The organism is Paenibacillus sp. FSL K6-4396, from assembly GCF_038002525.1.
Lineage (GTDB): Bacteria > Bacillota > Bacilli > Paenibacillales > Paenibacillaceae > Paenibacillus > Paenibacillus amylolyticus_B.
In genome coordinates this window covers 2,842,407-2,855,239 of the sequence record NZ_JBBOCR010000001.1, presented here as the reverse complement: position 1 = coordinate 2,855,239, position 12,833 = coordinate 2,842,407, and the positions used below count along the sequence as shown (strand labels likewise).

At 43.7% G+C, this 12,833-nt stretch carries 10 protein-coding genes; 1 reads left to right on the top strand and 9 read right to left on the bottom strand.

The window, feature by feature from the left end; genetic code table 11:
• Positions 1-29: 29 nt before the first annotated feature.
• From fabD to MHB85_RS12990, 7 genes are all read right to left on the bottom strand, one after another.
• Positions 30-3,317 (bottom strand): ACP S-malonyltransferase, encoded by a 3,288-nt coding sequence (fabD, locus tag MHB85_RS13020; protein WP_341073044.1) that lies wholly within the window; start codon positions 3,315-3,317, stop codon positions 30-32.
• Between the two features lie 20 nt (positions 3,318-3,337).
• Positions 3,338-4,018, bottom strand: a complete 681-nt coding sequence (locus MHB85_RS13015; protein ID WP_105598412.1) for an MBL fold metallo-hydrolase — start codon at positions 4,016-4,018, stop codon at positions 3,338-3,340.
• A gap of 15 nt (positions 4,019-4,033) precedes the next feature.
• Positions 4,034-4,777: a hypothetical protein gene (locus MHB85_RS13010; protein ID WP_105598411.1), complete on the bottom strand. Its 744-nt coding sequence runs from the start codon at positions 4,775-4,777 to the stop codon at positions 4,034-4,036.
• Between the two features lie 165 nt (positions 4,778-4,942).
• Positions 4,943-5,785 (bottom strand): undecaprenyl-diphosphate phosphatase, encoded by an 843-nt coding sequence (gene bacA, locus MHB85_RS13005; protein WP_223199987.1) that lies wholly within the window; start codon positions 5,783-5,785, stop codon positions 4,943-4,945.
• A 394-nt stretch (positions 5,786-6,179) separates the two neighbouring features.
• Positions 6,180-7,058 (bottom strand): membrane protein insertase YidC, encoded by an 879-nt coding sequence (gene yidC / locus MHB85_RS13000; protein ID WP_105598409.1) that lies wholly within the window; start codon positions 7,056-7,058, stop codon positions 6,180-6,182.
• Positions 6,995-7,345 carry a hypothetical protein gene (locus MHB85_RS12995; RefSeq protein ID WP_244660927.1) on the bottom strand — a complete coding sequence of 117 codons (351 nt, stop codon included), beginning with the start codon at positions 7,343-7,345 and terminating at the stop codon, positions 6,995-6,997. The genes yidC and MHB85_RS12995 overlap by 64 nt, the downstream gene beginning before the upstream one ends.
• 92 nt (positions 7,346-7,437) lie before the next feature.
• Positions 7,438-9,057: a DUF4153 domain-containing protein gene (locus tag MHB85_RS12990; RefSeq protein WP_341073043.1), complete on the bottom strand. Its 1,620-nt coding sequence runs from the start codon at positions 9,055-9,057 to the stop codon at positions 7,438-7,440.
• A 134-nt stretch (positions 9,058-9,191) separates the two neighbouring features.
• Here MHB85_RS12990 and MHB85_RS12985 point away from each other — a divergent pair, with 134 nt between their 5' ends.
• Positions 9,192-11,003 carry an ABC transporter substrate-binding protein gene (locus MHB85_RS12985; RefSeq protein WP_341073041.1) on the top strand — a complete coding sequence of 604 codons (1,812 nt, stop codon included), beginning with the start codon at positions 9,192-9,194 and terminating at the stop codon, positions 11,001-11,003.
• A 49-nt stretch (positions 11,004-11,052) separates the two neighbouring features.
• On the opposite strand, the gene MHB85_RS12980 is transcribed toward MHB85_RS12985, so the two are convergent.
• Together MHB85_RS12980 and MHB85_RS12975 are read right to left on the bottom strand one after the other, a co-directional pair.
• The gene (locus MHB85_RS12980) at positions 11,053-12,390 is read right to left on the bottom strand and encodes an FtsW/RodA/SpoVE family cell cycle protein (protein WP_341073040.1); all 1,338 of its coding nucleotides are present in this window, start codon (positions 12,388-12,390) and stop codon (positions 11,053-11,055) included.
• On the bottom strand, positions 12,387-12,722 hold the full coding sequence (locus MHB85_RS12975) for a PadR family transcriptional regulator (protein ID WP_167483549.1): 336 nt from the start codon (positions 12,720-12,722) through the stop codon (positions 12,387-12,389). The genes MHB85_RS12980 and MHB85_RS12975 overlap by 4 nt, the downstream gene beginning before the upstream one ends.
• Between the last annotated feature and the right edge of the window lie 111 nt (positions 12,723-12,833).

Below are 12,833 nucleotides of genomic sequence, written 5' to 3'. Positions count from 1 at the left end.
CACCCCCCTGTCCCTAACCATGCTAAAAGTTAGTTCGTCTCAACCTGCACAGCCAATTGCTTCAATCGTTCCTGTAAAACCAAAGCCGTATCTTCCATCAACTTTATGCCCACTTCAGCTACACGACGGTTTCTCCAGTCCTCGAGATTTGTGCCTTTCACCCATTGATTAAAAGCTCCCAAGGCTGGACCACAGTGGATTTGATAATCGACCTGATGACCTGCTGTTCCTTCCATTGCAAGCTTTGTACTGTGGGCAAAATACCACTTAAACACCAAGGCCATTTTGTACTTGGGATTCTGCTCGGCTTTCTGTATTTCCTCGGAAGATCTATATTGAACAACCTGGCGGTATACTTCATCAAAGGTTTTTTTGAAATATTTGTTTTCCAGCTGCTGTTTGTTTTTTTCGCTAATGTCATTCAAAGAATCATGCTGCCGATATAAATCATAAAGCTTGTTCGCTCTCGCGGGGAAAAATACACCTTTGCGAAGAACCTGTACCTTGGCTCCAATCTCAAACATATCTCCAGCAGGGGCATATTCCGTGTCGTGAATGTTCATATCCTGTAGTAAATCCTTGGCAGCATCGCTAGTAGCTGCTTCAACCGTGCATTGATTGATTGAACCTGTTACGATAAAATCCGCTCCGAGCAAAAATGCTGCTGCTGCTGCTTCAGGTGTACCAATACCACCGGCAGCACCAATGCGAACTTCTTTCGAATAACCGTACTTTTCCATCATCGTATTGCGAAGACGAACCATGGCAGGCAGCATGACATACGCCACACCCGCATCTGTATGTCCACCCGAATCAGCCTCAAGGCACAGATCCTCTGCAATGGGTACTTTTTTCAGGATTTCTGCCTGAACAGATGTAATCTTGTTTTCCTTCAACATCTTCTCAACCATGAATTCCGGAGCGGGGCTTAAAAATGCTTCAGCCACTTCTGGTCTGGATACTTTGGCAATAATGCGATTCGTTGTGGATACTCGCCCGTCTGAAGAACGCTTCAGTCCATGGGCACGGTACTTGATTAATGCCGGAGTAACACCCATGAAGGCAGAAGCCTCTACTGTATTTACACCTTTACGTAGTAATAAGTTAACTTGTTCTTCTTCTCGTTCAGGATGAGTCATTTGATGAAGAAGATTTAACCCATACGCCTGTCCATCCTGCAAATGGTGTTGTATATAATCGATTCCTTCTTCGATCTGCTTCAGGCTTAACCCCCCTGTGCCCAAAAAGCCCATCATTCCTGATTGCCCCACTTTAACAACCATCTCCGCCGAAGCAATGCCTCTGTACATTGCACCTGTCAAATAGGCCAATTTCAAATTATAGTCCTTTTTGAAGGGTTTCGAGCCAAGAGACTCGGCCAGTCGAGTTCCTTGGCTGCCAGATTGTAAAACGGATGATATTGGAGTATCGGGGTGAACTGCTGACGATAACGGTTGGACAGACATGTCATCAGGACGATATACGATGGGTCCGCACTCTGTCTGAATCTTTGTAACCAGCTTAGTCAGCACGTTGCCTGGACCGATCTCTTCTATTGTGTTTACGCCCATGCCCATCAGAACCCTTACCGTTTCACACCAGCGAACCGGATGTGTAATTTGGTGCACCAAATTGGCATGAATTTCATTTGTACGGTAGGGCTGCGCTGTATAATTTGAGATGACGGTCATCGTTGGAGCGGAAAATGTATAATGCTGGAGGTGCTGATCGAATTGTTTGGCTGATTCCTCCATATAACGGGAATGAAATGCCCCGCTGACCCTGAGAGGGATATACATTTGTGCACCGTTTTGCTCAAAAATCGGTTTGGCCTGATCAATGATTTCTTGAGGCCCTGCCAAAACAATTTGGGTCGGAGAGTTCAGATTGGCGATATCCAGTTGATGCAGTCCAAATCGTTGAAGGATTGTCTTCAATGCACTCTCGGTTAAACCGATAACCGCGGCCATCCCCCCTTTAGGGGCCCTGCTCATGATTTCTCCTCTTTTATGTACAAGCTTCAATCCTGTAGCAAAATCAAATACGTCTGCGGCAAAAAGCGCATTGTATTCTCCCAGACTGTGGCCTGAAACCAAGCATGGCTTTCTGCCCATTTCCTTGATTTTATGTAGATACATCATGGCATTAACAACAAACAAAGCCGGCTGTGTATATTCTGTCAGGCTCAATTGCTGAGACCGATCGTACAAGCACAGTTCCTGAATGGAAAATCCAAGAATATCATCCGCCTGCCGAGTCAACTCTGGAAACTGCTCAAATAATCCTTCACCCATGCCCAACTTCTGTGATCCCTGCCCTGGAAATACATATGCCCACAAAGGTTCATCCCCTCCAGTTTCATTCGAATTGGCGTAACGACTAATGATCTGTTCCACATGTTTTGCATCCTGATGGAAGGGAGTCATGGTTATATATGTTCGTTCCTTCCTGTGGCTAATCTGATTTACGAGGCTGGAAAGTGTACCCGAAGACCCCAAATCCAGAAATATACTATTCGGTTTCTCTTCTTTTATATGGGTTAACGCGCGAGAAAATAGGATCGGTTCCTTGACAACTTGCCAAAAATGATCGGTAGATACCTTGGTCACAGGTTGTCCCGTCAAACTGGAGACAAGCGGGATCGTGGGAGCATGATATGACTGCTTGTCCAGATAGGCTAAGTACTCTTTGGCCGCAGGATCGATATAGGCTGAATGAAAGCCGTGAGTCACAGGCAATCTGACATAAGTAATCCCCTGACTTTTCAGCCAATCCTCTGCTTTTGTAACCCCTTTCATACTTCCAGAGATTACTAGATGATTTGATGAATTCACAGCAACAAGCTCGCACTCTGCATGCAGCTCCAGATTGGTATCATAGACTTCACGACTATGCAATATAGCAAGCATGCTTCCTGGAATACATGTCTTGTGAACGATTTCAGCTTGTCTATAAACCGCTTCGAGTCCCGCCTTGGGAGTTATTACGTTGGATACAGCCGCTGCGGCAAACTCCCCTAAACTGGTGCCCACAACGGTTGTAGGCATGACACCGCTCTCCATTAACGTTCTGGCAAGCGCGTATTCCAACATATAAATGGCCGGATGTGTAACTAGAGTTTCATTGAAATCATCAGGATAAGACGGATTGGAATCATATAATTCCTGTATAATGGATTTGCCGCCGATGTCTTGAACCCAACGATCCATCTGCAACATCCATTGGCGAAATACCGGATAATTCTGGTATAGTTCCTTTCCCGCCTGAAGATATTGTGAACCCTGACCGGAGAACATAAAAACAATATTTTCCTTCACAAGTCACACCCCTTGTTCCTTCACACAAAACTTTTGGCATCCGGCTGATTCTTACGCATACGAAAAGCGATAAACTGTTCTTCATCCGAAATATTAAAATATATGTTTCTCTCAAGCAGCATCTGAAGTGTCTGACCCGGTTCAACGCCAAATGAATGTGCAGGGTATACCCTGACGGAAGGATGTATTTGTTGCCGTATTTTTTGCAAACTCTGATACATCGCACCTGGATCTCCTCCGCGTTCGGGGCATATGCCACATCCCTCTGCAAACAGAGTATCTCCTGTAAAAATATGATTTGTTAATGAATAACATATAGAACCTGGCGTATGTCCTGGGGTGCTTATACAGGATATCAGTGTATTGCCTATTAAAACGGCATCTCGATCCTTTACAGGCTTCAAATTCTTACAGTGGTACTTAAAAAAATCAATTTCCGCTCCCCCCATATAAACCCGAGGATTAAAACGTTCGAGCAATGCTCCTACAAGATGAACATGATCCGCATGGGAATGTGTCAACAGGATGTGTGTGAGTTTGGCCTGCTCAGCTTCCAGGGAATCCAGAATGGCTTCAAGGTCCCAGGAAGGATCAATTACCGCTGCCTCCTGAGTCGCTTCATCAACGACGATATAGCTATAATTAATGAATGCTTCATAACTGGATTTAATAGAAATAACCTTGTATTCACTGGTTGTCATAAGAAGTTCCCCTTGTTAAACAAATGAAATGATCATATACAAACACGCAAAACCAACGATAAGTATAAACGGAGTATCTATGGTATGAGGTGAGAATGCCTCAGCCAGAGTTACAGCTATAGGAAGAATTAGCAGTGCAACAACTAATTGTGGAACAGTAAAACTGCTTGCAAACACCAAAAGGATCAACACTGCTGATAGAAACACACATAAACTGCCTTCGATACTTCTCGTAAACTTTTTCTTCGAAAACAAGGCATGAACGCGATATTTATGTTTCCCAAAGCGAATACCGATCGGTTCGGCAAGCCCGTCCCCTAGTCCATTGATGATAACGGGAATAAAGGCCAGCGTGCCATAACCTATGCTTTGAAAATACAGAAAGCATGGTGCCAGAACGACGTAGCCGGCAATTAATTGCGTATTCATCCATAGCAAAGTATGAGGACGATCTTCGGGACGGTCAAAAGAAGCAAACATGCGTTGAACCAATACACTTTTCTCGCGAATTGGCTTAATATAAATGAGCATGATAACGCAGTTCATCAGCATTCCGACGATAAAAATGGGCCCGGTATACCCTGTACTGGAACTCACGATCATTTCAATAGCTAACGGTGTAATAAATGACATGAAATGAACAATTTTACGAGCGTAATTCACACGCAACTGATATTTGAGTACAATCGTTCCGATCAAAAATTGGATTCCGTACAGTATGACAAACATGATGCTTTGCTTTATGATGAATGCCGTCATATTTTGCGCTCCCACCCCAGTAGATGAATGTCCCTTTGATAACTACTTATTTCCAAAAAATAAAAGGGAGTCTTTCCTTTTCAATGTGATTTATAAAAACACTGATCATGGATAAGACTCCTGCGACGGTTAATTTATTCACATGTAATAGATAATAAGAATGCTTTAGTTAAGCAAAAAGATCCAAAAAGCGGCTGCCAATACAAAACGATAGATTGCAAAAGGAATCAGTTTAATCCGGTTAATTAACTTCAGGAAAAATTTAACTGCAATCATGGCTACAATAAAAGCAGTCACAAACCCTGTAATAAATAAGGGAAGATCATCAACCGACAGATAATCCCAGCTCTCGTATAGATCCTTCAGTGAAGCACCGAACATAATAGGAAGCGCCATTATAAACGTGAATTCCGAGGCAGTTTTGTGACTCATGCCTGCTAGCAAACCTCCCGATAGCGTGGCACCCATTCTCGAAAAACCGGGAACAAGTGCAAAGCACTGGAACAGACCTACGATTAAAGCCTGCCGGTAAGTGACTTGATCCAATGTTTCTGCAGCCGGCTTTTTGGGTTTGAATATCTCGGCTGCAATCATCAGAATCCCGCCAAGGATTAACGTTACAACCACCGTTTGAGCACTGAACAAAACCTCTTTTATGTAATCGTAAAAAAATACGCCCCCAATACCAAAAGGGATAACACCAATAATGATATGAAGAAGTGTTAATTTTTCCTTAGCTTTGTTTGCTTTCCGATCTTCTCCAACATGGATGCCAAGGATGCTGAGAATTCGTTTCCAGAACAGAAAAGCCACAGCCAGGATTGAACCGAGTTGGATTACAATCTCGAATGTCGAAGCACGTACAGTACCCTCGAAACCTAGCAAATGCCCCACCAGAATCAAATGACCTGTGGATGACACTGGGGCGAATTCCGTAAGTCCTTCCACTATTCCCAGTATAAGCCCGATAATAATATCCACTAATTTTCCTCCAAATTCTAAATGAATTATAATTTATCACAGTATTCACTTACATAAAAAGCCATATTAAGTCAAGTCTTTACACTAGAATAGCCCCTCTCCAAAACTCTTAAACAAAATGGTAATTGATGCATCAAATTTTGTCAATAAATCCAAACAATAAATTTTATTTGTTTTTATTCCATGTTTCTACACCATCGGGTTCATTCTGAAATTGGCTTAATTCGCTCCTACCATAAGTATGTTATCCTCCTCCCCTTTATACTAAATACTAAATTTTTTTGATCTATGAAAATTGTTTTTGGATCACTCGGCTTTTCACCCTCACAAAAACACCCTATAAAGTAGACTTTGTGTCTGCTCTATAGGGTGTGATATACATAGACGATGCTCTTATAATAGTGATGCTACTAGCCAGTCTCTAGGACTTTGCAGGTTTGGCCGACTTGTTATGTTTTGCAGACTTTACCTTCTTCACCTCAATTATAGCAGGCTCCTGCGGGTGATCTACCGGGTACATTTTACGGAACAATAATGTCTGTAGTACCAGGAATGAACCCCCAACTGTCCAGTAGAGCGGCATCGCTGCCGGGGCTGAAAGGGAAAAGAAAGCCATCATCAATGGGGAGAGATATCCCATAATGGCGAACTGTTTTCGCTGCTCAGGCGCCATATTGGCTTGTGATACTTTAGCTTGGATCAGATATATGACTGCAACCACCACAGCGAGCACGTAATCCGGCGCTCCCAGTTTGAACCAAAGGAACGAATGGGAGGACAACTCCGGTGTAAGTCGGATGGCTGTGTAAATACCTGAAAGTATAGGCAGCTGAATGAGCATCGGCAAACAACCAATGTTCAGCGGATTAAACTTATGTTTCTTGTATAGTTCCATTGTTTCCTGAGATAGCTTTTGCTTATCAGCAGGGTCATTTTTGCCTTCATATTTTTTCTTGAGCGCATCCATCTCGGGTTTCATGGCGTTCATGATGACTCGTGTTCCCTGCTGGGACTTGGCTTGACGCATCATCAATGGCAACAGTGCTAAACGAATGACCAGCGTAATCACGATAATCGCGACCCCGTAGCTTCCGTTAAATATCGTGGCAATATGCTGAATCAGATACGACAGTGGAAATACAATGTAGTGATTAAAAAATCCCGGTGTCGATGAAGTAATCTCCGACACGTTGTTGCTGCATCCGGCAAGCAGCATGACTGCAAACAAAATGACAATCAGGCCATAGATCCGTCCCTTGCCCGAAGTAAAAGTGAATCCCTTGTTGGTCTTATGTTCCATATATATCCTCCTCGTTGATTTGTTGACCAATCGTTCAACGAGGAATGACAATCTGGTTCATCTTCATCGGGCGCTTCTCTTCGTCTAATCATGCGGCTCCAGTCTTCCTGTCTGTGCTGTCTGTCCAAACACAGGGCGGGAAGTACAGGTTCAAGTCCACCACCGGCGCCACCTTCCACCCAGTACTCTGTCATGCCACAATGAAGATGGGCAATATAGGCATAACTGACGGTGAAGATGAGTCCAATCGAGAATAAATATGGTAATATCTCCTGCAGTTCAAACAAGGGATTCACCCCCTTTATAGGTTAGTTTTTATATTATAACACTTACATATTGTTTTTGCATAAATCCGTACGTGAAAACAACTATTATTCAGTTATTCCGTTCTCAATTTGGACAACTCTAGCTCAGCTCTGTGTCTTGCTACGTTATAAGAAGGCCAGGAACGATCTGATGTATCCATATCCAGATATGCTTGACGTTCCAGCATTTCCCTCTTGAGATCCGGACACTCCTCTAGAGCAAACGCTCGAAGTAACGGAACTGCATCTGCTGACAGACTCGCCAGATAGGTAGCATCAATATTGCCAGTCTGATGATAACGTTCAATATTCAGCTCGGCAATCCGTTTATCCATACCCACATAGTTGACAGCAACATATGCAGTGAGCGCAAGCACAATATACCAGCGGATCAGCGGTATGGACGTGTACCGTATACGAAGGCCAGCAATCAGCAATAGGAGTGCAAGGAAGATCATGAATGCGTGTACCAGAAAGCGAATGTATGTATATCCATATGCCTGTTCATACAGATTTAGGCGCATAAAAGCGGAATACAACATGATTGCTGAACAGCTGACCAGAATCAGGAGAAGTGCCTGATGCACGATCATGCCTACTTTTCCACTCGGACGTGTGAATTGCAATGCAACAATAAGAATAAAGAAATTAATACCTGTAACGAGAATCAACTCTGCGAATCCGCTTCTCGCATACTCAGCGTAAGACAGATCTACCGGAAGATGTCCCTCTCCCGCACCAAACAGATACGAAAACTGTACAAGAACGAACATAACGTACACACAGTTGATGACGATCAGCATGGTGCCCACAATGATGGGGTCCAATCTGAATGGTTCCCGATGAACCGGAGTGTGTTCGGGCTCGGGTGTAATTTTATTTATAACCTTACCTTCAGTGGCCGGATCCACAGGAGAGAATATATAGGTGTGATTATGCTTATCAACTGTGGTTGCTGCGCCATTTTTCCAATGTGCGTTCTCTCTCTTCTCTGCCTCATATTGCATTGGCTGTACAAATCCCCATACATAACCGAACAGAACTACACCTGCAATGACAATCCAGATGATTCTCGGTATCCCTGGGGTAAAAGCCAGCTGATTCAACCACTCCGGAAAACCGGCTAAATACTGGTCGAAGACCCCGTCAGCAGAAGACAGTAACGCGATGACGACAACAAGGATAGGCAAGGATGCCACAAGGCCAATGAGCACTTTGAAAACAACCGTTTTCTGTGATTTGCCCATGCCACGCCCGCCTGCTCTCACAGCAAGGGCCGCAACAGTCCCCCAATGACGTATGGCTTGAGGCAGTAAATGGTCAATTGCCGTACCAATCAAACCAAGCTCCCACCACTGCTTCCGTTTTCTGCCCATTAGATAGGTCATATGTAAGATAATTACGCCGGGTACAACCAGGAAATTAAGAACACGGAACAGTTCATTGTCGTATAACAGGAACGTTAGCGACAACAATAGCACTACAGCCGCCACAAAAGCATCAATGAACTTGAAAGACCTCATGCGGTCCCTTGCAAACAGATACATGAACACATAAAAGAGAATTACAAAGATAGGATACGATACGCCAATCTCATTACCATAGAATAAATACTGGTGAATGATCGCTAGCACCCATGCAGACAGTAGCGTGATTAGAGCGCGTTGTGGTGAAGCCATTATTTTATCAATCATGGGAAAAACCTCCATTAACCTTTCTATGCTATATTTTAGATGATAAAATAGGAATATAAATAGAAATTATAATCGACAAAACTTCTTATTTTAGAGGAATACGTCAGAGTTCACCTCCAGGAGGGAATCAACACTTGAAATTACATCAGCAATACCTGCTGTTGCATCGTCATTACGGTCACCATACAGAACATGAACTTACACTCGCCGATCTCGCTGAGTTGCTAAATTGTACACACCGAAATATGTTAACGATTGTCAAAAAGATGGTCGCCCATGATTGGATTCGTTGGGTTTCCCAGCGTGGCCGGGGTCGTCGTTCATCACTGACCTTGCTTGTTCCTGCTGATCAAATCGCCGCAGAATATATGATGGAGGCTATGAATCGCCGGGAGTTGCAAGAAGCTGCCGAGCAGGTGAGTGCATTCTCGAGCTCAACAACCATGCAGGATCATCTAAATCAGTGGTTGCTTGGGTATTCGGGACATCATACGGAAGCCGGCACCAACAATGAGCAGATTGATACGCTTCGGTTGCCCCTGCGCCAACAGCTTCATGCGCTTGATCCGCTGTACATTAATCTGCTCGCTGAGTCCTTTGTGACTAGCCATGTCTTTGACGGGTTGGTTCAACGTGGTGAACAAGGTGAGATTCTCCCCTGTCTCGCTCATACTTGGGATGTCAGTGCAGACCGACAGACCTGGACGTTTTATTTACGAAAAGGTATTACATTTCACAATGGTCAGATGCTGACGTCCCATGATATTGTGCATACGTTTGAACGTCTGCAATCTACAGATCGTCGGACACTGTACCGTGATGTAAGTAAACAGCTCCTATCTATTGAAGCGGTCAGTCCCTTGACCGTGTGTTTTCGGCTTAAAAAACCTCACGAATTGTTTCTGTCCTTTCTTACAACAAGTCGTGCGGCGATTGTACCCTCACCGGGAACACACGAACAGAAGATGAATCATGCGGGTGATCTGCATGGAATGCAAAAACCTGTCGGGACGGGGCCGTTCAAGGTCACTGCCTGGGATGATCACTTGTGCAGACTTGAAGCCTTTTCATCGTATTTTCAAGGTAGAGCACATATGGACCGGGTAGATATCCTGCAAATTCCGTGGAGTGCCTCGGCCAAAATGGATGATAGCCAAGATATCGAAACTCCGTTCTTTCATCTTGTTCATAATCCGTCTTCGTCTGCGGGTGCAGACTGGACACAGATTAGTGCAGGGGTGATGGTTCATAAATTACTCACGTGTAATACGCAAAAAACCGGACCGTTAAACGATCCGGAAGTAAGAGCACACGTTCAGTCATGCCTTGCTGGAATGTATAAAGATGACGGACATGCAGATGACTCTGAGGTCATGGAGACTGATTTTAGTGTGGTAAATACCAAGAAAGTCCAGGTCCACTCGGAGGGATTTAGCCATGTATCGATAAGTTCGATATCCTCCAGTCCCATCTCCCTGCACATTGCAACCATTCCACAATATCGCAGGGATGCTAAACATCTGGCGTCCATACTGGAGCAGTGCGGTTTCTCCTGTACCGTCCGTACCGCTACGATGGAACAGTTCAAAGGAAATCTGCGGCTGGAATCTGATCTGATTCTCTTCTCTCTCATTCGGGACAGAGACGAAGAACTGCGCAGGTATGATCTTTACTCCACGTTGTCCGAGCATCTGGAAGATTCGGCTCGTATAACGATTCATGAGATGTTGCAAACCATTATCGCCTCTCCGATTTCAGCAGATCGAACTTCTGAATTATACCGAATTGAACAATTCTTGGTTGATCAGAATTTACTGTTCCATTTATCCGTAAAGCCAGTAGAAACCGCATATTTGCCTTCGGTGCGTGGTCTATCTTTCAACAGCCAGGGCTGGGTGAACCTGCGTCATATCTGGTTTCCTTCTGACGCACGATCACATCCGTAAGATTAAACATCGTATTATATTACTTATACCATCCGATCACGTATCTTTTTTATTTTGACATGGACGTGATCGGCTCTCCCTGTTTGCTTCTCAATGAAATAGTATCTTTACGTCGATATACTCCAAGCAGTAAACCCATCATGGCGTATTCTAAGATCACATGAGAACCAAATCCAATAAAAGGGAAAGTGACGCTGACAATCGGAACCTTTCCCGTAGTCATCGCAAGGGAGTAAAGCATTTGCAAAGAAAACATCAACGTAATGCTGAACACGATCATACGACCAAATTCATCGAGTACACGAGGTAGCATTTTCAGCATACTAGTAAGAAACCATACGATTCCAAGCAACAGCAGTATGCCTGCTAACCAACCAAATACATCAATAAGCATTACACCGGGATAGTCCATATAAAATCCTGTAAAGTGGTCCAAAGACGTGTCAGAACCGTTTCCCCACCATCCGGCGGAATGAAGAATACTCATAATTGAGTGGTTATAGCTACCATGTCCTAGCGGGTCATTTTGGAGATTAAACACGGCAGTGAGTCTCTCAAACCGCCTGTACTCACCACTCAAAAACAATTGCATCATAGTGACAAGTCCCGCAATTGCAGCCCCTACAAATGTATAAAGCCATTTTTGTGTAATCCAGGCAAACAAGATAATAGTTGCCGTTCCGAATGGAAACAATCGCACCCAATCTGAAGCTTGTAACAGGCTAAAAGAAGGCAAAGCCACAAGAAGAATATAAGTTGAGACGGATTGTACGTCACACTTAGTACGCAGCTTATCCAGCATAATCGCGCCTATGGCGAGGGGCAATACCCACATGGATATCGTCGTGAGATCAATGGTTAACCCAAATATGCTCCAGAACCGTTGTACACCATAATCAAACGGTGATACCAGCGGATTAATCCACAACATACCACTTAACAAAATATAGATCCACCAGGCAGATTTCTTCCATTTTTGATAATCAAAATACATCAAAAACACCATCAGTACTAAACCAAATATAGTGTAGATCAAATGACTTTTATACAAAAACTGAAACCTTTCAACTGAGATATTTGTTGTATAAATCCATGTCAGCAGCAGACTTATGATTAGCAAACTGGAAAGTCCAACTAACAGCCCCCAATGCATTCGGTGACGATGTAACCGGTGCATACTCTTGCCTACAACAGCTGGATCACCCATCTGTTCAATGGCATATGCAATTGCTTCTTCTTCTGTATAACCTTCTTGTTCTTTGTCCAAAATGATCTCTTCCATGTGGTTTCCCAACTCATCACGCAGGTCGTTATGTACTTCGCGAGCTTTAACCTGAACACACATGTGATCAAGATAATGCTCAATTCGTTCATCTCGATTCGTCATGTCAGGCCTCCTTCCCCAAGCACCCGATCCACAGCTCTACGGAACAAATTCCACTCCGCTTTTTTACTTTCTAAGGCCTCCATGCCCTTGTCACGAATCGAATAATATTTACGTTTACGGCCTTCAACCTCCATCCAGTACGACTCTACCCATCCTTCAATCTCCATGGCATGCAAAATAGGATATAACGTGCCCTCTTTCAGATTAAACACACCCTCAGATTGACGATGTAATTCCTTAATTAATTCATAACCATACAACGGTCGTTCCTTCAATAAAGTTAGGATTAGTGTCTCGGTACTACCCTTAATCATTTGTTTGTTAACCTGCAACGCGCTCACTCCATTCTTTTCATACTTTTAAATCTCTTCTGATCATATACATCGTAAACCTATGCATAGAACAACTAGGTATGATATTACCTTATCCTTCCTTTTCTGTCT